The organism is Pseudomonas asuensis, assembly GCF_014646755.1.
Lineage (GTDB): Bacteria > Pseudomonadota > Gammaproteobacteria > Pseudomonadales > Pseudomonadaceae > Chryseomonas > Chryseomonas asuensis.
The window spans coordinates 44,489-63,158 of sequence record NZ_BMNW01000001.1; the positions used below are offsets into that span (position 1 = coordinate 44,489).

At 53.9% G+C, this 18,670-nt stretch carries 19 protein-coding genes; 5 read left to right on the forward strand and 14 right to left on the reverse strand.

The window, feature by feature from the left end; translation table 11 throughout:
* Window positions 1-52 precede the first annotated feature (52 nt).
* From dsbC to ffh, 8 genes are all read right to left on the reverse strand, one after another.
* On the reverse strand, window positions 53-781 hold the full coding sequence (dsbC, locus tag IEX86_RS00220) for a bifunctional protein-disulfide isomerase/oxidoreductase DsbC (RefSeq protein ID WP_188864076.1): 729 nt from the start codon (window positions 779-781) through the stop codon (window positions 53-55).
* Window positions 782-835: 54 nt separating this feature from the next.
* Window positions 836-1,726, reverse strand: a complete 891-nt coding sequence (gene xerD, locus IEX86_RS00225; RefSeq protein WP_188864077.1) for a site-specific tyrosine recombinase XerD — start codon at window positions 1,724-1,726, stop codon at window positions 836-838.
* 15 nt (window positions 1,727-1,741) lie between these two features.
* Window positions 1,742-2,161 carry an acyl-CoA thioesterase gene (locus IEX86_RS00230; RefSeq protein ID WP_188864737.1) on the reverse strand — a complete coding sequence of 140 codons (420 nt, stop codon included), beginning with the start codon at window positions 2,159-2,161 and terminating at the stop codon, window positions 1,742-1,744.
* Window positions 2,162-2,255: 94 nt separating this feature from the next.
* Complete coding sequence (rplS, locus tag IEX86_RS00235) at window positions 2,256-2,606, reverse strand: 50S ribosomal protein L19 (protein WP_188864078.1); 351 nt, start codon at window positions 2,604-2,606, stop codon at window positions 2,256-2,258.
* Window positions 2,607-2,651: 45 nt separating this feature from the next.
* Window positions 2,652-3,395 carry a tRNA (guanosine(37)-N1)-methyltransferase TrmD gene (gene trmD / locus IEX86_RS00240; RefSeq protein ID WP_188864079.1) on the reverse strand — a complete coding sequence of 248 codons (744 nt, stop codon included), beginning with the start codon at window positions 3,393-3,395 and terminating at the stop codon, window positions 2,652-2,654.
* A gap of 3 nt (window positions 3,396-3,398) precedes the next feature.
* On the reverse strand, window positions 3,399-3,938 hold the full coding sequence (gene rimM, locus IEX86_RS00245) for a ribosome maturation factor RimM (RefSeq protein WP_188864080.1): 540 nt from the start codon (window positions 3,936-3,938) through the stop codon (window positions 3,399-3,401).
* Window positions 3,939-3,943: 5 nt separating this feature from the next.
* Window positions 3,944-4,195: a 30S ribosomal protein S16 gene (gene rpsP / locus IEX86_RS00250; RefSeq protein ID WP_010797590.1), complete on the reverse strand. Its 252-nt coding sequence runs from the start codon at window positions 4,193-4,195 to the stop codon at window positions 3,944-3,946.
* Between the two features lie 156 nt (window positions 4,196-4,351).
* Window positions 4,352-5,728 (reverse strand): signal recognition particle protein, encoded by a 1,377-nt coding sequence (gene ffh / locus IEX86_RS00255; protein WP_188864081.1) that lies wholly within the window; start codon window positions 5,726-5,728, stop codon window positions 4,352-4,354.
* Between the two features lie 135 nt (window positions 5,729-5,863).
* Between ffh and IEX86_RS00260 the strand changes: the two genes are divergently transcribed.
* Entirely contained in the window at window positions 5,864-6,664 is an 801-nt protein-coding gene (locus IEX86_RS00260; protein WP_188864082.1) for a cytochrome C assembly family protein, read from the forward strand.
* A gap of 237 nt (window positions 6,665-6,901) precedes the next feature.
* Window positions 6,902-8,212 carry an MFS transporter gene (locus IEX86_RS00265; protein WP_188864083.1) on the forward strand — a complete coding sequence of 437 codons (1,311 nt, stop codon included), beginning with the start codon at window positions 6,902-6,904 and terminating at the stop codon, window positions 8,210-8,212.
* Window positions 8,213-8,256: 44 nt separating this feature from the next.
* Here IEX86_RS00265 and purT read toward each other — a convergent pair whose 3' ends face one another.
* The 3 genes from purT to IEX86_RS00280 form a co-directional block, all read right to left on the reverse strand.
* Entirely contained in the window at window positions 8,257-9,438 is a 1,182-nt protein-coding gene (purT, locus tag IEX86_RS00270) for a formate-dependent phosphoribosylglycinamide formyltransferase (RefSeq protein ID WP_188864084.1), read from the reverse strand.
* 83 nt (window positions 9,439-9,521) lie between these two features.
* Window positions 9,522-9,713: a DUF1289 domain-containing protein gene (locus IEX86_RS00275; RefSeq protein ID WP_188864738.1), complete on the reverse strand. Its 192-nt coding sequence runs from the start codon at window positions 9,711-9,713 to the stop codon at window positions 9,522-9,524.
* 91 nt (window positions 9,714-9,804) lie between these two features.
* Window positions 9,805-10,401, reverse strand: a complete 597-nt coding sequence (locus IEX86_RS00280; RefSeq protein ID WP_188864739.1) for a CoA pyrophosphatase — start codon at window positions 10,399-10,401, stop codon at window positions 9,805-9,807.
* Window positions 10,402-10,514: 113 nt separating this feature from the next.
* Here IEX86_RS00280 and IEX86_RS00285 point away from each other — a divergent pair, with 113 nt between their 5' ends.
* Entirely contained in the window at window positions 10,515-11,057 is a 543-nt protein-coding gene (locus tag IEX86_RS00285) for an NUDIX hydrolase (RefSeq protein WP_188864085.1), read from the forward strand.
* Between the two features lie 88 nt (window positions 11,058-11,145).
* The gene (locus IEX86_RS00290; RefSeq protein ID WP_188864740.1) at window positions 11,146-11,649 is read left to right on the forward strand and encodes a L,D-transpeptidase family protein; all 504 of its coding nucleotides are present in this window, start codon (window positions 11,146-11,148) and stop codon (window positions 11,647-11,649) included.
* 53 nt (window positions 11,650-11,702) lie between these two features.
* Here the strand turns inward: IEX86_RS00290 and IEX86_RS00295 are convergent, their stop codons facing one another.
* Together IEX86_RS00295 and purL are read right to left on the reverse strand one after the other, a co-directional pair.
* Window positions 11,703-12,014: a YqfO family protein gene (locus IEX86_RS00295; protein ID WP_188864086.1), complete on the reverse strand. Its 312-nt coding sequence runs from the start codon at window positions 12,012-12,014 to the stop codon at window positions 11,703-11,705.
* 64 nt (window positions 12,015-12,078) lie between these two features.
* Window positions 12,079-15,978: a phosphoribosylformylglycinamidine synthase gene (gene purL, locus IEX86_RS00300; RefSeq protein ID WP_188864087.1), complete on the reverse strand. Its 3,900-nt coding sequence runs from the start codon at window positions 15,976-15,978 to the stop codon at window positions 12,079-12,081.
* Between the two features lie 335 nt (window positions 15,979-16,313).
* Here purL and mltF point away from each other — a divergent pair, with 335 nt between their 5' ends.
* Window positions 16,314-17,786, forward strand: a complete 1,473-nt coding sequence (mltF, locus tag IEX86_RS00305) for a membrane-bound lytic murein transglycosylase MltF (protein WP_188864741.1) — start codon at window positions 16,314-16,316, stop codon at window positions 17,784-17,786.
* Between the two features lie 9 nt (window positions 17,787-17,795).
* Here the strand turns inward: mltF and tcdA are convergent, their stop codons facing one another.
* Entirely contained in the window at window positions 17,796-18,593 is a 798-nt protein-coding gene (gene tcdA / locus IEX86_RS00310) for a tRNA cyclic N6-threonylcarbamoyladenosine(37) synthase TcdA (protein ID WP_188864088.1), read from the reverse strand.
* Between the last annotated feature and the right edge of the window lie 77 nt (window positions 18,594-18,670).

Below are 18,670 nucleotides of genomic sequence, written 5' to 3' on the forward strand. Positions count from 1 at the left end.
TCGTCAAGACTAAACGGCCGAGCTAAGCTCGGCCGTCATGATTGCACTATACCTATTTAGCGGCTGCCAGTGCGTCATTTACTAGCTCAGAAGCCGGCTGATAACCCGGGATCACATGACCATTGGCGAGAATAATGGCAGGTGTACCCTGAATACCAATCTGCTGTCCCAACGTAAACTGCTTGGCTATGGGGTCATCACAGGACGCTGCCTTGATCTCCTTGCCCTCGAACATATGCTCCATTGCCTCAGCCCGGTCCTTGGAGCACCACACCGCTTCGAGCTGCTTGTATCCTGCCGAGTCCAATCCTTGGCGCGGGAATGCCAGGTAACGAACCTCGACGCCCTGCTTGTTCAATTTTGGCACTTCGGCGTGTAGTTTCTGGCAATAGGGACAGGTGGTATCTGTAAAGACCGTAATGTGAGTCTTCGTCTCGCCTACTGCCGGGAAAACCACCATTTGCTGCTTGTCCAAGCCATTGATCTGCCTGGCCACCGAAGCATTCTCAGCCTGCTCGGTCAGATTAACGGCGTTACCGTCTTTGTACTGATACAGATAACCCTGAACAATGTACTGCCCATCTGCACTGGCATAGAGGACACGACCGCCTTTGAGCTGGACCTCATAAAGGCCCTCAAAAGGGCTTTTTGCAATCGACTCAATGCCAAGATCTGGCTGTAATGCACTCAGGGTCTTACGGATAGCCTGCTCGGATTCAGCCATTGCAAAGGTACTGGCAAGCCCCATGCAAACCGCCAGCACAAAACGAGTAATGCGCATGAATAACTCCTGTAAACAATAGCTGCCAGCCTACCACAGAGGCCGACATCGCATTTAACCGCGAGGATGATGTTCGGCATGTAAGGCCTGCAAGCGAGCCCGGGCAACATGCGTATAAATTTGTGTCGTTGAAAGGCTTGAATGCCCCAGGAGCATCTGTACGGTACGCAAGTCGGCACCATGATTAAGCAGATGGGTTGCAAAGGCATGGCGCAGCGTATGTGGCGACAGAGGCTTGTCAATGCAGGCCGTTTGCGCATGCAGCTTGATCCTGTGCCAGAAGGTCTGCCGAGTCATTTCCGTCCCTCGCAGGCTTGGAAACAACACATCCGATGCCATACCGTTCTGCAACAGACCACGTGCCTCCCTAAGATAGCGCTCCACCCAATTAATGGCCTCCTCACCCAGAGGAATGAGTCGCTCCTTATTGCCCTTACCAAACACACGCATAGAGCCTTGCCGCAGGTTAACCTGTTGAAGCGTAAGCCCAACCAGCTCGCTAACTCGAAGGCCCGTCGCGTATAGCACTTCCAGCATGGTCCGATCACGTAAACCCAGCGGATCTTCAGGGTCCGGCGCAGCCAGCAATGCCTCGACATCTGCTTCCGATAAACTTTTGGGCAAGGGGGCTCCAAGACGGGGCATATCTACCTGAAGCGTAGGATCAGTGTCTATAAGGCCTTCACGAACGGCATACCGGTAAAAGCCACGAACGCTTGAAAGAAAACGTGCCGTCGAGCGGGCCTTATAGCCCTTGTCCAGCCGCCACGCCAGATGATCCAGGATCATCTCCCGACCAGCGTTTTCAAGAGAAACGCCCCGCTCCGTCAACCAAACATTGAACTGGCCCAGGTCATTGGAATAGGCGTCACGCGTATGCTCGGACAGCCCTTTCTCAAGCCATAAGGCATCCAAAAATCTATTGATGTAAGGATGATTACGCATTGGCAATGCTACAACTCAAGTATGTTGAGGAAAGTCAGGCAGAACAGAAACTGGTCGTTTTTCTTCGTCAATTGCAACAAAGCTAAACGCACCGCTAATAGCCAACTCACGGCCTTCGTTATACATACTCTCGAGGTAAACCTCGACACCTACCTTAATACTGGTATTACCTACCTTTATTACCCGCCCGATCAGCTCAACGATAGAGCCCCCAGGAATAGCATGATTAAAGTCGATACGGTCAGTTGATACCGTTACCAGCGGCAAACGGCAGAACCGTGTTGCGGTAATGAAAGATACCTCATCCATCCATGCCAGGGCTTGCCCGCCAAACAATGTGTGATGATGATTCGTATCAGGAGGAAACACCGCCTTGGCTACACGTGTTTCAGATAGCTCTGTTCGACGTGCGATTTCTTGCTCTCTCAGGGACATAGACATCTAACAACTCGCTTGAATCACGCCTACTGCTTTTCATACACGCAACAAAAAAGCAGCCCGAGGGCTGCTTTTTTGTGAAATCGCTGAATTAAGCCAGCTTTTCCTTGATACGTGCTGCCTTGCCAGACAGTTCGCGCAGGTAGTACAGCTTGGCTTTACGAACATCACCGCGACGCTTGACGCTGATGCTGTCAATAATGGGGCTGTAAGTTTGGAAGGTACGCTCTACACCTACACCGTTGGAAATCTTGCGAACGGTGAAAGCACTGTTCAGGCCGCGGTTACGCTTGCCAATTACAACGCCTTCAAAGGCCTGCAGACGCTGACGGTCGCCTTCCTTTACTTTTACTTGGACAATCACGGTATCACCAGGCGCGAAAGCCGGGATTTCCTTGTTCATTTGTTCAGCTTCAAGCTGTGCAATAATCTTGTTGGTCATGCTAGTGTGCTCCTAAGACAAGCCGTCAGACCTGCCATCGATACGTTAACTATCGTCCCGTTGGCGAAGGTATTCCGCCAACAGCTTTTGCTCTTCTCCAGAAAGCGAGCGTCTTTCCAGAAGATCAGCGCGCCGTTCGTAGGTCCTTCCGAGGGACTGCTGCAAACGCCAACGCCGGATATGCTCGTGATTACCACTGAGCAACACATCAGGTACCCGCTGCCCTTCATACACTTCAGGTCGAGTGTAATGAGGACAATCAAGCAGACCATCCGTAAAGGAATCCTGCTCGGCGGAATCTACATGCCCTAACGCTCCAGGCAGTAGTCTCGTTACCGCATCAATCAGGACCATTGCCGGCAGCTCGCCGCCAGACAACACATAGTCACCAATCGACCATTCTTCATCGACATGCGCCTCAATAAAGCGCTCATCAATGCCTTCGTAACGACCAGCGATCAGAATGACGTGCTCTTCTTTCGCTAGCTCTTTCACCCCTTGCTGCGTCAATTGCCGCCCCTGGGGAGAAAGGTAAATCACCTTTACCTGACCTTCAGCTTTGTTGCGCGCATCATGCAATGCCCGCTCCAATGGCTGGATCTTCATCACCATGCCAGGACCGCCCCCGAAAGGACGATCATCGACAGTCTGATGCCGATCTTCGGTATAGTCCCGTGGATTCAAACAGTGGAGTTGTAGCAACCCTTGCTTTACCGCACGACCGGTGATACCAAAATCACGGACGGCTGCGAATACCTCAGGAAAGATGCTGATAACGTCAACACGCATGATTTAAAAATCCGCGTCCCAGTCGACTCGCATCTCACCTACAGCCAGATCGATCGATTTAACGAATTGCTCCAAAACATAGGGCAACAAGCGCTCACGATCATCCAGGCTACCGACACATGGCTTAATCACCATGACATCGTTGGAACCAGTCTCAAGCAGATGATCCACCACACCGAGCAATTGCCCTTCCTGGTTGATCACTTTCAGCCCTTCGAGCTGGTACCAGTAGTATTCACCTTCGTCCAGGCCTGGAAGCTCATGGCGAGGCACACAAATCTCGAACCCTGCCAGGGCTCGTGCCTCTTCGCGATCATCCAAACCTCTAAGCTTGGCAGTCAGGACTTTGCCATGGAGGCGGCCCTTTACCAAACTCACTTTGCGGATTTCGCCATCACGACGCAGGGTCCAATGACTGTAGTCCAGTAGATTGTCCAAGGGGTCGGTGAAGGAATAGACCTTCACTTCGCCATGCACGCCGTACACCGAGACAATCTTACCGAGGACAACCAAGTCCTCTTCAGGCGCAGGCGTCTGACTCATAGACTTCAGGCGGTTGCCTTAGCAGAGTCCTTGAGCAACTGAGCAACACGCTCAGAAGGCTGTGCACCGTGGCTCAGCCAGTAGCTAGCGCGCTCGGAGTCAACAGACAGGCGAATTTCATTACCGGAAGCAACCGGATTGAAGAAACCGATGCGCTCAACGAAACGGCCATCACGGGCGTTACGGCTGTTGGTCACAGTCAGGTGATAGAAGGGGCGCTTCTTAGAGCCACCACGGGCAAGACGGATGGTTAACATGTGAACTTTGTTCCTGTAGTCGGTGCTTTACAAATGTTACGCACGCTGGGCCTCAGGCCCGAAAGGCCGCATATTCTAAGGATAATCCGAGCGATTGCAAACTCTTTTTCCCTATCCTATGCAGGGCTGTTCGCCCAACGGCAGCAACTTGGGGGTTTATAGCTTGGGCATTCCTCCTGGGAACATGCCACCCATGCCGCGCATGAGCTTTGACAAGCCGCCTTTGGAGGTCACCTTTTTCATCATTTTTTGCATTTGTTTATGCTGCTTGATGAGGCGCCCTACATCCTGTACCTGGGTTCCAGAACCCATGGCGATTCGACGCTTGCGCGAGCCGCTGATCATGTCTGGATCACGGCGCTCGCCCGGCGTCATGGAGTCAATAATGGCCTCCATCTGCTTGAATTGTTTTTCAGCTGCTCCCTGCGCATTTCCCATTTGGGACAAATTGACACCGCCCATCATGGTAGGCAGCTTATCCATAAGGGAACCAAGACCACCCATGCTTTTCATCTGGCGCAGCTGGTCACGAAAGTCTTCCAGATCAAAGCCTTTGCCTTTTTTGAGCTTCTTGGCAAGCTTTTCAGCTTTTTCCTTATCTAGATTCTGTTCAGCTTGCTCGATAAGGCTGAGCACGTCGCCCATACCCAGAATCCGGGAAGCAATGCGATCCGGATGGAAGGGATCCAGCGCCTCGCTCTTCTCCCCCATACCCAGGAACTTGATCGGCTTGCCGGTAATAGCACGCACAGACAATGCCGCGCCGCCACGAGCATCACCATCGACTTTGGTAAGCACTACACCGGTCAAGGGAAGCGCATCATTAAAGGCTTTAGCGGTATTGGCCGCGTCCTGGCCGGTCATGGCGTCTACTACGAAGAGCGTTTCGGCAGGCTTGATAGCAGCATGCACCTGCTGAATTTCAGCCATCATTTCCGCATCGACATGAAGACGACCGGCGGTATCCACGATCACAACGTCGATAAACTTGAGTTTGGCTTCGCGCACAGCAGCTTCGGCGATCGCTACAGGCTTCTGGCTGATATCGGAAGGGTAAAAAGTGACCCCAACATCATGGGCCAACGTTTCCAATTGTTTGATCGCTGCCGGACGATAAACGTCAGCGGAAACAACAAGGACGCTTTTCTTCTTGCGCTCTTTCAGGAAGCGCGCCAGCTTGCCTGCCGTAGTGGTCTTGCCCGCGCCCTGCAAACCCGCCATGAGAATAACAGCTGGCGGAGAGACATTGAGAGCCAGATCTTCATTCGCAGCCCCCATCAGCTCTTCAAGCTCGGCCCGAACGATTTTCACGAAAGCCTGGCCAGGCGTCAGGCTCTTGGAGACTTCAGTGCCTACGGCGCGATCTCTGACCTTGTTGACGAAATCCTTGACGACAGGCAAAGCCACGTCCGCCTCAAGGAGCGCCATGCGCACTTCACGCAGCGTATCCTTGATGTTGTCTTCGGTCAGTTTTGCCTTGCCAGTAATGTGGCGAAGGCTTTGTGAAAGTCTATCTGTCAGGTTTTCAAACATGCAAATGCGTCCAAAACTGGCGGCAGGTTGTGAAGTATAACGAAGAGGGCGTCGGCTGGCATCGTCTACAGTCTTCCTTGAACACTGGTATCTGTGCCAAACTCATCCGCTTTCGGCTCAGTGACTCAAGGATTTATGTCATCCCTGTTGCCCAGCCTGACGGCTGCCCTTCTCTATAGTGTCGCCACGGCCTATCAAAGTGTGTGTCTGACCACGCGCAAACGCCCTAATAACACCCTATTGGTCTCGTTGGGCGTGCTGGCTTTGCTCGCCCATGGCGCGGCCTTATTCATTAAGCTGATTCTACCAAGCAATCTTTCGCTGGACTTTTTCGATGCGTCGAGCCTGATTGCAGCGGTAGCCATTCTCCTGATTCTGCTTGGCTGCATCCGCATGCCGTTGCAGACGTTACTTGTACTGATTTATCCGCTGGGCGCCATTACAACGCTTCTGGCTAACGTATTACCATCGGGCACTGTTCAGCCAATCGATATTACGCCCGGCATATTAACTCATGTCCTGCTCTCGATTGTTGCCTATGGTCTGTTAACGCTGGCTGTTTTCCAGTCGTTACTGCTATTGATCCAAGACAGGCAACTCAAGAATAAGCATCCATCCGGGCTCATTCGAAGCTTCCCTCCTCTGCAAACCATGGAAAGTCTGTTATTTGGTTTTCTCTGGGCGGGCTGGGCCGTATTGTCTTTTTCTCTAATCTCCGGCTGGCTTTTCCTCGAAGACATGTTTGCTCAGCATCTGGTACACAAGACGGTACTGTCTTGTGTGGCATGGGTGCTGTTTGGCGTTTTGCTATGGGGACGCCATCGCATGGGGTGGCGAGGGCATAAAGCCATCCGCTGGACACTGGCTGGCTTCTGCCTGCTTATGCTTGCGTACTTCGGCAGTAAGCTGGTCCGTGAATTTATTCTTCATATCTGAGCCTAGCCTTCAGGCGCTCTAGTCATTCACAAGCCTTGCTGGAAACGGCAAGGCTTGTCCATAATCCAATTGCTTACCCAGCTAAACGTCTCGATCAGCGGTTACCCCTTCGCCGATAGGGTCGCGTCATAACAGGCCAACGATTCGCATCCGCACTGGATGATTACGCACCTGTGCCTTACCCAGGCCAAGCGTACGAGTCAGGCCGTACAAAAACGACAGCGCCTGGGAAATCCAATGACTGCTACTGCAACCTATGAGGCGGCACCGGCTTCGCCTGCTGCTCCAGCAAACTCTACGGCCCGTATCGCAACAGCGAGCTTTATCGGTACAGCCATCGAGTTCTATGATTTTTATGTGTATGCCACTGCCGCTGCGCTTGTCATCGGCCCAGTGTTCTTCCCACAAACCTCTGCAATTGCGCAAACACTCAGTGCCTTTATCACCTTTGGCATAGCCTTCCTGGCTCGCCCTCTTGGCTCGGCGCTGTTTGGCCATTTCGGTGACCGCATTGGTCGCAAGTCCACCCTGGTGGCTTCACTGTTACTCATGGGTGTTTCAACGACACTGATTGGCTTGTTGCCTGGCTACGCCACCATCGGCGGCTGGGCGCCTGTACTACTATGCGTTCTTAGGTTTGCTCAAGGACTTGGACTAGGCGGAGAGTGGGGCGGCGCGGCGCTGCTAGCGACGGAAAATGCCCCCAAACACAGGCGCGCATGGTTTGGCATGTTTCCTCAGCTAGGCCCGTCCATTGGTTTCCTGGCCGCTAATGGGCTGTTCCTTGCGTTAGCTGTCCTCCTAACAGACGAACAGTTCAAGGCTTGGGGCTGGCGGATTCCTTTTATCTTGAGCGCTGCCTTGGTAATGGTTGGCCTGTATGTCCGGCTCAAGCTCACTGAAACTCCGGTTTTTGCCAAAGCTATGGAGCGGCACGAAAAGCTTCGCCTGCCCCTGACCGAGGCGATCACCAAACATTGGCACCCTATGCTTCTAGGCGCCTTAGCCATGGTAGTGTGCTATGCACTTTTCTACATCTCGACAGTGTTTTCATTGAGTTATGGCGTCAAGACATTAGGTTTTAGTCGGGAGGGCTTTCTAGGGCTTCTCTGCTTTGCCGTGCTGTTCATGACGCTTGCCACCCCGCTCTCCGCCTGGCTGGCTGATCGTTACGGTCGCAAGCCGGTTCTGGCCATCAGTGCTTTGGCTGCCCTGCTATCAGGCTTTGCCATGGAGCCGCTGCTTACACATGGCTCGACAGGTAGCATCGCCCTCTTTCTGGCACTAGAGCTTTTTCTCATGGGCATGACTTTCGCGCCTATGGGCGCGTTACTGCCTGAGATTTTTCCTACGCACGTCAGATACACCGGCGCCTCGGCTGCCTACAACCTAGGCGGCATTCTAGGCGCTTCGGTAGCGCCTTATATTGCGCAGAAGCTGGCCGATACTGGCGGATTGAGCTGGGTAGGCGGTTATGTTTCTGTAGCAGCGCTGATCAGTTTGATCGCAGTGCTATGCCTTAAAGAAACACGAGACAGAGAGCTGTAATACAGTGATAGCCCTGCCTTACGCAGGGCTATTCACCTAGCAGATTAAAGCGTTACGCTGATAGCCTGCGCTGCCTTAGTTGCTTTTTCACGGGCAGCCTCAACCGACTCGTCTCGTGCCAGCGCCACGCCCATCCGGCGCTGCCCAGCCACTTCAGGCTTTCCAAACAAACGTAAAGCAGTATCCGGCTCACTTAACGCTGCGCCCAGATTGCCAAAGCTTGTCTGAGTAGAATGGCCTTCAATAAGCAATACGGCGGACGCCGAAGGGCCAAACTGACAAATAACCGGTATCGGCAAGCCCAAGATAGCGCGCGCATGAAGTGCAAATTCTGAAAGGTCCTGGGAAATAAGCGTTACCAGGCCTGTGTCGTGGGGACGAGGAGACACTTCACTGAACCAGACCTGGTCGCCTTTGACAAACAGCTCAACGCCAAACAGGCCACGACCGCCTAACGCCTCGGTGACCGCCTTGGCAACACGCTCAGACTCAGCAAGTGCCTTAGGGCTCATTGCCTGAGGTTGCCAAGACTCGTGATAATCACCCTTAACCTGACGATGACCAACCGGCTCGCAGAACGATGTTCCGTTGACATGACGAACTGTCAGCAGGGTAATTTCGTAATCAAAGTCAACAAAGCCCTCAACGATCACTCGCCCCTTACCTGCTCGGCCACCTTCTTGAGCATAGTCCCAGGCAGCCTGAATATCGTCGCGGGTCTTGATAACACTCTGGCCTTTGCCCGACGAGCTCATGATCGGCTTCACTACGCATGGCATCCCTACGGATTCAACTGCAGCAGCATATTCTTCGAAGGTATCCGCAAAGTGATACGGCGACGTGGGCAAACCCAACTCTTCTGCCGCCAGGCGGCGAATGCCTTCCCGGTTCATCGTCAGCTGTGCAGCACGCGCAGTAGGGACAACGGTATACCCCTCGCTCTCAAGCTCAACGAGCGTGGCCGTAGCAATTGCCTCGATCTCAGGAACGATGTAATGGGGCTTTTCCTGCTCGATAACAGCACGAAGCGCTGCGCCATCCAGCATATTGATAACATGGCTGCGATGAGCAACCTGCATGGCCGGAGCATTGGCATAACGGTCAACGGCAATGACCTCCACACCCAAACGCTGTAGCTCGATGACAACTTCTTTACCAAGCTCACCAGAACCACACAACAAAACGCGAGTGGCCGTAGGTGACAATGGAGTTCCAATCTGGGTCATGCAGGTTCCTCTGGTATACAGGTCGTTGGTTAGCCGGGCTATTGATAGCAGCGAAGCACATTGGACTACGCTCTAACGCACCCTTAGAAATACTGCCCGGCGGCGCAGGCACGTTCCTCACACAACCGCAGGACCTCATGCCGCTCGGCATTGGTCATGCGCCCCCACTGGGATATTTCTTGAACGGTACGCTGACACCCTGTGCAAATGTCAGCTTCATCCAGCACACAGACCTGAACGCAGGGGGAGCGAACCGGCTTTTCGTTTTCGATCATGTCCAAGGCTGCCATCCCGTACAGGCACCGGCCTGATAGCTTATTGTCACCAGGATTCTACTGGGCCTGATCGCAGAAGTGCATCAACACATCACTCTTCAACAGGATAAGGCGGCTCATAGAGAGAAATACCTGCATCGTAGAGAAGATTAACCAACTCCACGATGATAACGGCCGTCAGCCCCCAGATTCGATATTCGCCATACTGATAGCTAGGGACATAGCACAAACGGCCTTGCTCATCGATTCTAGGTGTCACCTCAGGCGGCACTTCACACAAAAAGCTGAGCGGCACAGTGAAAACGGCCGAGATTTCAGCATCGTTCGGAGTGTACTCAACATAATCGGGAATAATGCCTACGTAGGGCGTCACCTTGATTCCATAACGGGAAATCAAAGGACTCAAGGGCCCCACTACCTCTACCAACCCTGGTGGCAAGCCAATCTCTTCATAGGCCTCACGCAAGGCAGTATGAACGAGGTCCGGGTCTTCCGGATCACGCCGGCCGCCCGGCAAGGCGACTTCCCCCCCATGCGTCGACAGATTGCTGGCACGCAACGTCAGAACCAGCTCAGGATCATCGCCTCGGATAATTGGCAATAACACGGCGGCTTCGGGGTGTGTACGATCAGTCTCCAGGTGACGCGGTCTATAGTGCCGCAATCGATGGAGCAACTCATCCACGATGCTTTCTCCACACGCTTACTCTTAAGGCATCATGGCATGGAATATCCAGCTTGCCCAACCCCTTGCTTGCTGCCTCAGCTCCACGCAAGATGACAGGACTACGAGGAGGCTTCATGAAATTCTGTAACTACTGCGGCGGCACGCTGGTTCAACGCATCCCTGAGGGGGATACGCGCCCTCGCTACGTCTGTACGCAGTGTCATACAGTCCACTATCAAAATCCTCGTATCGTGGCCGGCTGTCTGCCCGTCTGGGAGAACAAAGTGCTCTTGTGCCGCCGAGCCATTGAGCCCCGTCGAGGCTACTGGACATTACCAGCCGGCTTCATGGAGAACGGCGAAACGATTGAACAGGCTGCAGCGCGTGAGACACTGGAGGAAGCCTGCGCTCAGGTTGGCAACCTCAAGCTTTATACTTTATTCGACCTGCCCCATATCAATCAGGTATACATGCTGTTTCGTGGGGAGCTCCTGGATGGAGCGTTCGGCATAGGCGAAGAAAGCCTGGACACAGCGCTCTTTGACGAAGCAGATATCCCTTGGTCGTCACTCGCTTTTCCGACCATCGCGCGTACCCTAGAATGCTTTTTTGCCGACCGCCGGACGGGTCACTATTCTGTGCATCATGAAGGCATCGCACCCATGCTGGAACGCTAGTTCCAGCTGATATATAAGAGTGAACAGCAGCACGCCTTGGCTGCCTTCTGCAGTCGTTTAGCTAGGGATTATTTTTCAAATGCGCCGGATGTATTGGCTTACTGCTTTCTGTTGCCTGTTTTTCTCTGCGTTCTGCTTTGCCAGCACAACGACCACACTCGATGGTCGGACGATCGACAAAGTGCTGGTTATAAAGTCGATGAACAAACTTGAGCTACTCAGTAAAGGAGAAACCATCAAGTCCTACCGGGTGTCACTGGGCAAATTCCCTAAAGGGCCCAAGTTTCGCGAAGGCGACCAACGTACCCCGGAAGGCTTTTACTGGATTGACTGGCGCAAGACGAGCGACAAGTTCAACCTGTCGATGCACATCTCGTATCCCAACTCGCAGGATTTGGCACGCGCCAAGGCAGCAGGCGTGCCACCGGGCAGCATGATCATGATTCATGGAACCCCTATCGATGAGGAGTATCCGGAATGGTATTTCTCGTCCCTGAATTGGACTAATGGCTGCATTGCATTAACCAATGCGGATATGCGTGAAATCTGGACACTGGTTAAAGACGGAACATTGATCGAAATACGTCCATGAGCCCTTTTCATCAGCCACGAACACCTGCTGCCGGCCGGAATAAAAGTGCGCCCTTAGATTGATGCCAACTGCCATACTTCATAGGCGGGCGTTTCATAAGGGTGAGCCTTTCGCAACGCAGCGACAGCCGGCTTTATATGCTCATCAGCTACAACCAACTCCACTTTCCACTCAGATACACGCTCCAGCTCGCCAACCTGCCCTAAGAAAGGGTTGCTTCCAGCACAAGGCCGAAACTGCCCTTCCCCTAGGACCTGCCAGCAGCAAGCCTCATAATTACCTATCTGACCGCCTCCTGCGGTAAATACAGCTGCCTTGACTGACTCCAGATGACTCTCTGGAACATAGAAGCACAACTTGAACATAAATCCTCCAGATGCAAAAAGGCCGGTCATACCTGAAGCAGTATGACCGGCCCTTTCGGACTTATCAGTCTACCCAGACGCGCGCGTTACGGAACATGCGCATCCAGCCACCGTCCTCACCTTGCCAATCGCGTGGAATCCAGGAGTTCTGGACCGCGCGGAAGACACGCTCAGGGTGCGGCATCATGATGGTGACGCGCCCATCAAGGCTAGTCAGACCGGTAATACCCTGCGGCGAGCCGTTGGGGTTGGCCGGATAGGTTTCGGTAACTCGTCCATGGTTATCCACAAAGCGCAGCGATACAGTGCCTGAGGCATCGGCGGCTTGCAGCGCAGCGGCATCCCTGAACTCGGCATGACCTTCGCCATGGGCAATGGCAATCGGCATGCGCGAGCCTGCCATATCGGCAAAGAACAGAGAAGGTGACTCTTGTACCTGCAACATGGCAATACGTGCTTCAAACTGCTCGGAGCGGTTGCGCACGAAGCGCGGCCAGAACTCACTACCCGGTACGAGTTCGCGCAGGTTGGATACCATCTGGCAGCCATTACAAACACCTAATGTGAAGCTATCGGTGCGCTCAAAAAACTGCTGGAATGCATCACGAGCCCGGGCGTTAAAGAGAATCGACTTGGCCCAGCCTTCACCTGCTCCTAGAACGTCTCCGTAGGAGAAGCCACCACAGGCTACAACGCCTTTGAAGTCATTCAAGTCGACACGACCGGCAAGGATGTCGCTCATATGCACGTCTACCGAAGCAAAGCCCGCACGATCAAATGCTGCTGCCATTTCGACCTGCCCGTTGACACCCTGCTCACGCAGGACAGCCACCTGAGGGCGAACACCTGTTTTGATGTAAGGCGCAGAGATATTTTCGTTAGGGTCGAAGCTCAGCTTGGCGGATAAGCCCGGATTATTTTCTTCTAACAGCGCGTCATATTCCTGCTGAGCACACTCGGCATTATCACGCAGACGCTGGATCTGGTAGCTGGTTTCGCTCCAGATACGCTGTAGCGAACGGCGCTCTGCCTTAAAGACATTCTGCTCGTTGAACGTAATATTAACTTCGTAGCCATTAACCGGCTGACCGATAACGGCCACGCAGTCCTCAAGACCTGCTGCTGTGAACTGAGCCAACACTTCGGACGTAAAGTCCTGAGGCACCTGGATAACAGCGCCTAGCTCTTCGGCAAACAGGGCGCGGGTCAGCTCATCAGGGTTAGCCGCCAGTGCATCCAGCTTTAACGACAGACCACAATGACCGGCAAAGGCCATTTCAACCAACGTGGTGATCAGGCCGCCATCAGAACGGTCGTGATAGGACAGGATGAGGCCATCCTTATTCAGGCCCTGGATGACGGCGAAGAATGCCTTGAGATCTTCTGCATCATCTACATCGGGTGCGCTTCGGCCGATCTTATTATGAACCTGCGCGAGAATGGAGCCACCCAGACGATTCTGACCACGGCCCAGATCAACCAGAATCAGGTCAGTCTCACCCTTATCCATACGAAGCTCAGGCGTCAGGGTCTGACGAATATCCTGAACAGGAGCAAAGCCCGTCACAATTAACGACAGCGGCGAAGTCACGCTCTTGTCTTGACCGTTTTCTTCCCAGCGGGTCTTCATGGACATAGAGTCCTTGCCCACAGGAATGGTGATACCCAGTGCCGGGCATAGCTCCATCCCTACTGCTTTTACGGTGTCATACAGACGAGCATCCTCTCCAGGATGACCGGCAGCAGCCATCCAGTTGGCAGAAAGTTTGATATCCCCCATTTTTTCGATACGCGCCGCTGCCAGGTTGGTCAGCGTTTCGCCTACTGCCATACGCCCCGAAGCAGCTGCATCCAACAGTGCCAAGGGTGTACGTTCTCCCATGGCCATGGCCTCACCGGTATAAACGGTATAACTGGTAGCCGTTACAGCGCAGTCGGCCACCGGAACCTGCCAGGGGCCAACCATCTGATCACGCGCAACCAGGCCGGTGATAGTCCGGTCACCGATGGTAATCAGGAAACTCTTGCTAGCAACGGCTGGGTGACGCAGAACATGTTCGACCGCATCCTTGAGGTCTAACCCAATACCGTCGAACTCATCGCCCAGCGCCTCTTCCCGAGTGGCCGAACGGTGCATACGCGGTGCCTTACCCAGGAGGACATCCAACGGCATGTCAACAGCATTGTTCTCGAAGTGGCTGTCTGCCACGGTAAGACGACGCTCTTCCGTCGCTTCACCCACGACGGCAAACGGACAACGCTCGCGCTCACAAATAGCCTTGAAGGTTTCGAGGTTCTCGGCGTCTACGGAGAGCACATAACGCTCTTGAGATTCGTTACACCAAATCTCCAGCGGACTCATGCCAGGCTCATCGTTTGGCACATTACGCAGTTCGAAACGGCCACCACGCCCCGCATCGTTGACGAGTTCAGGGAAGGCATTGGATAAACCGCCCGCACCTACGTCATGAATGAAAGTAATAGGATTCTTATCGCCCATCTGCCAGCAACGATCGATAACCTCTTGGCAACGGCGCTCCATTTCAGGGTTTTCACGCTGTACGGAGGCGAAGTCCAGGTCAGCTGAGCTTGCACCGGTAGACATCGACGAGGCTGCACCGCCACCCAGGCCAATCAGCATGGCCGGACCACCCAGGACAATCAGTTTTCCGCCTACGGAGATATCGCCTTTCTGGACATGGTCGGCGCGGATATTGCCCATACCGCCCGCCAGCATGATCGGCTTGTGATAGCCGCGCACTTCTTCGCCACGCGGGGTTTCAACTGCCTGCTCAAAGGTACGGAAGTAACCTGCCAACGCCGGGCGGCCAAACTCGTTGTTGAATGCAGCACCGCCTAACGGGCCTTCGATCATGATATCGAGCGGCGTCACGATACGCTCGGGCTTGCCGTAAGGCTTTTCCCACGGCTGCTCAAAACCTGGAATATTCAGATTGGAAACAGTAAAGCCAGTCAGACCTGCCTTGGGTTTCGCACCACGACCCGTCGCGCCCTCATCCCGAATCTCGCCACCCGAGCCAGTAGAGGCACCTGGGAACGGCGCAATGGCTGTCGGGTGGTTATGGGTTTCCACCTTCATCAGGATATGTACCGGCTCCTGATTCGCGCCGTACTGGCGAGTTTCCGGATCGGGATAGAAGCGCCCCGCGGTAAAGCCTTCAATGACCGCAGCGTTGTCCTTATAAGCGGACAGAACACCCTCACGGTGCATTTCATAGGTGTTCTTGATCATGCCGAACAGGGATTTCTCCTGGCCTTCGCCATCGATGTCCCAGCTGGCATTGAAAATCTTATGACGACAGTGCTCAGAGTTCGCTTGGGCGAACATCATCAGCTCAATGTCATGAGGGTTACGACCCAACCCTTGGAAGCTCTCGACCAAATAGTCGATCTCATCATCAGCCAGAGCCAAGCCTAACTCAATATTGGCCTTCTCCAATGCTGCGCGACCGCCGCTCAGGATATCGATAGCTGTCAGCGGCTTGGGCGCTGCATGACTGAACAATGCCTCGGCCTCGTTCAGCCCACCCAGCACAAGCTGGGTCATACGGTCGTGTAAGGCGTCAGCCACAGCTTGAACATCGCTGTCGGACAGATCGCCGGCGACATAATAGGCTACGCCTCGCTCGATGCGCTCGAGCTTGGCCAGACCGCAGTTGTGGGCAATGTCGGTAGCCTTGCTGGACCATGGTGAAATTGTGCCGAAGCGTGGCACCACCAGGAACAGTCGCCCTACAGGTTCTTGTACCGAAACGCTGGGCCCGTATTTGAGCAGGCGTTCAAGCACGCACTCCTCTTCAGCGGTAAGCGTGCCGACCACTTCGGCAAAGTGAGCGAACTCGGCATAGAGTCCGGAAACACCCGGCACTTTGCGGGTCAGTTGGTCGAGCAGTTTGCCGTGACGAAATGAAGAAAGAGCGGGAGCGCCGCGCAAGATCAGCATCGTAGGACAGCCTCGGGGCTAGAGGAATTTCAGGGGTCGGTATTCTATCGTAAAGCACCCGGCGAGACACCTTTAGGCGACAAAGGTTTCACCTATACTGCGTCAAACCGACTCATCCATGCGTATTACAAAGCGCTTTGCTCTAACAGTAATGCCTTCTCGGCCGCCACGTGAACCTTTATTAGAACCCAGAAACCATCACGGTCGAATAGGTTAATGCCCCAGCAATTTCGCTGCGCTTAGCAAAAATTGGTTACGAGTAAAATCCAGGCAATAGAAAATTCTATGACACTCCACTGGTATGGCACTTGAATAGCTTTGCGTATACTGAGCGGATGTTTGCACACCATGCGCTTTGCCTGAAACGAATCGCCTGCATCATGGCGACTGCGATCTTTCTGTTGCTCCAAGGGTGCGAAGAGCCTGACGAAGCTCCTCCAAAACAACCCACCACCCTGGAACGGATACAGAAGGAGGGCGTTTTACGCGTTATCACCCGTAACAGCCCCGCGACCTATTTCCAGGACCGTAACGGCGATACCGGCTTTGAATATGAGCTGGTAAAGAGCTTTGCCGACGAGCTGGGGCTTAAACTGCAGATCGAGACCGCGGATAATCTCGAAGATCTCTTTAATCGCCTTGGTAGTACCGAAGGTCCGGTTCTGGCAGCGGCCGGTTTGACGCCCAGCCCAGCACGACAGGAAAAATTCCATTTTTCGCATCCTTACCTTGATGTTGTCCCACAGGTCATCTATCGCAACGGCTCACGTCGACCTACTCAGGTAAGCGATCTGGTCGGCAAGCGCATTATGGTACTTAAAGGGAGCAGCCAGGCCGAGCAACTGGCTGCGCTAAAGGTCCAGCAGCCAGACCTTACCTATGAGGAGTCCGATCAGGTAGAGGTAGCCGACCTGCTAAAAATGGTTGATGAAGGCCAGATCGACTTGACCCTGGTAGACTCAAATGAGTTGGCCATGAATCAGGTTTACTACCCTAATGTTCGCGTAGCGTTTGACCTGGGAGATGGACAAAGCCTGGCCTGGGTAACGGCCGAACATGAAGACGGCACCCTGATGAAGGTTATCAATACGTTTATTGATAAAGCCAAACAGGATAAAACCCTTCAACACCTCAAAGAACGCTATTACGGCCATGTGGATGTCCTGGGCTATGTAGGTGCCTACACATTCGCCCAGCATCTGCAGCAACGTTTACCCATTTACGAAAAGCATTTCCGCAAGGCTGCACAGCAACGAGAAGTCGATTGGCGCCTTTTGGCTGCTATCGGTTACCAGGAGTCGCTATGGCAGGCCGACGCGACCTCCAAAACCGGTGTACGTGGTTTGATGATGTTGACCAACAACACCGCCCAGGCAATGGGCGTGGCCAACCGGCTTGATCCCTTCCAAAGTATCGAAGGCGGCGCTCGGTACTTCAATCAGATCCGTAATGAACTTCCTGAATCAATCAAGGAGCCGGATCGGACATGGTTTGCCCTGGCAACCTACAATATAGGCAGCGCCCATATTATAGATGCACGAAAAATGGCACAGGACGAAGGGCTGGACCCTAATCGCTGGTTAGACGTCAAACGCATGCTGCCCCGCCTTAGCCAGAAACAGTGGTACAGCAAGACCCGCTATGGCTATGCCCGCGGCGGCGAGACGGTGCACTTCGTACAGAACATTCGCCGGTACTATGACATTCTGACCTGGGTAACCCAGCCGCAGATGGAAGGCTCACAACTGGCCAAGAGCGGCATGCACCTGCCCGGCATTGCTGAAAAGGAACCCGAGCAGGAAATGTGACTGCTTAGTTCAAGCTGTTTTGGACTTGGGCGGCTTGGCGATCAGTTTGTCTACAGCCTTAGCCGCTGCCACCATGCCAAAGGACGCGGTTACCATCATGACTGCGCCAAAACCACCCGAGCAATCCAGACGCACCCCCTCCCCCACAAAACCCTTCTGCTGGCACACGCTGCCGTCGGGTTTGGGATAACGCAGCTGCTCAGTCGAGAAGACGCACGGCACGCTGTAATGCCGACTGGGATTGCGTGAAAATCCGTAGTCTCGGCGCAGCAGCGAGCGCACGCGGGAAGCCAGCGGGTCATTATACGTTCGGTTTAAATCGACAACCTGAATCTGCGTCGGATCGATCTGGCCGCCGGCGCCGCCAGTCGTGATGATGTTGATCTTGCGACGTTTGCACCATGAGATCAGTGCCGCCTTGGACGCGACGCTGTCGATACAATCAAGCACCAGATCCATGTCCGGCGTAATGTAATCAGCCATGGTCTCTCGCGTAACGAAATCTGCCACCGCATGTACGGCGCACGCCGGGTTGATTGCACGGATGCGCTCAGCCATTACATCGACCTTTGCCCGTCCGACCTGCCCTTCCAGCGCATGGATCTGCCGGTTGGTATTGCTGATGCAGACATCGTCCAGGTCGAACAGACTGATACGACCGACACCACTCCGGGCCAGGGCCTCGGCAGCCCAGGAGCCTACTCCACCAATACCGACTATCGCCACATGACTGGCAGCCAGACGCTCAAGCGCATCCTTACCATACAAGCGGGTAATGCCACCAAAGCGTTGTTGATCAATATTCATAACGGCTCTCACTCAACGAGCTAATAGTATAAAGACATGCGGCAGTGTTGTTGATTACCGAAGAGCGAGGTTCCTTA

What these genes read in the sequence shown, in the direction of transcription:
- dsbC (WP_188864076.1), bottom strand. Translation starts at nt 781, where the DNA reads ATGCGCATTACTCGTTTTGTGCTGGCGGTTTGCATGGGGCTTGCCAGT.
- xerD (WP_188864077.1), bottom strand. Translation starts at nt 1,726, where the DNA reads ATGCGTAATCATCCTTACATCAATAGATTTTTGGATGCCTTATGGCTT.
- IEX86_RS00230 (WP_188864737.1), bottom strand. Translation starts at nt 2,161, where the DNA reads ATGTCCCTGAGAGAGCAAGAAATCGCACGTCGAACAGAGCTATCTGAA.
- rplS (WP_188864078.1), bottom strand. Translation starts at nt 2,606, where the DNA reads ATGACCAACAAGATTATTGCACAGCTTGAAGCTGAACAAATGAACAAG.
- trmD (WP_188864079.1), bottom strand. Translation starts at nt 3,395, where the DNA reads ATGCGTGTTGACGTTATCAGCATCTTTCCTGAGGTATTCGCAGCCGTC.
- rimM (WP_188864080.1), bottom strand. Translation starts at nt 3,938, where the DNA reads ATGAGTCAGACGCCTGCGCCTGAAGAGGACTTGGTTGTCCTCGGTAAG.
- rpsP (WP_010797590.1), bottom strand. Translation starts at nt 4,195, where the DNA reads ATGTTAACCATCCGTCTTGCCCGTGGTGGCTCTAAGAAGCGCCCCTTC.
- ffh (WP_188864081.1), bottom strand. Translation starts at nt 5,728, where the DNA reads ATGTTTGAAAACCTGACAGATAGACTTTCACAAAGCCTTCGCCACATT.
- IEX86_RS00260 (WP_188864082.1), top strand. Translation starts at nt 5,864, where the DNA reads ATGTCATCCCTGTTGCCCAGCCTGACGGCTGCCCTTCTCTATAGTGTC.
- IEX86_RS00265 (WP_188864083.1), top strand. Translation starts at nt 6,902, where the DNA reads ATGACTGCTACTGCAACCTATGAGGCGGCACCGGCTTCGCCTGCTGCT.
- purT (WP_188864084.1), bottom strand. Translation starts at nt 9,438, where the DNA reads ATGACCCAGATTGGAACTCCATTGTCACCTACGGCCACTCGCGTTTTG.
- IEX86_RS00275 (WP_188864738.1), bottom strand. Translation starts at nt 9,713, where the DNA reads ATGATCGAAAACGAAAAGCCGGTTCGCTCCCCCTGCGTTCAGGTCTGT.
- IEX86_RS00285 (WP_188864085.1), top strand. Translation starts at nt 10,515, where the DNA reads ATGAAATTCTGTAACTACTGCGGCGGCACGCTGGTTCAACGCATCCCT.
- IEX86_RS00290 (WP_188864740.1), top strand. Translation starts at nt 11,146, where the DNA reads ATGTATTGGCTTACTGCTTTCTGTTGCCTGTTTTTCTCTGCGTTCTGC.
- IEX86_RS00295 (WP_188864086.1), bottom strand. Translation starts at nt 12,014, where the DNA reads ATGTTCAAGTTGTGCTTCTATGTTCCAGAGAGTCATCTGGAGTCAGTC.
- purL (WP_188864087.1), bottom strand. Translation starts at nt 15,978, where the DNA reads ATGCTGATCTTGCGCGGCGCTCCCGCTCTTTCTTCATTTCGTCACGGC.
- mltF (WP_188864741.1), top strand. Translation starts at nt 16,314, where the DNA reads ATGTTTGCACACCATGCGCTTTGCCTGAAACGAATCGCCTGCATCATG.
- tcdA (WP_188864088.1), bottom strand. Translation starts at nt 18,593, where the DNA reads ATGAATATTGATCAACAACGCTTTGGTGGCATTACCCGCTTGTATGGT.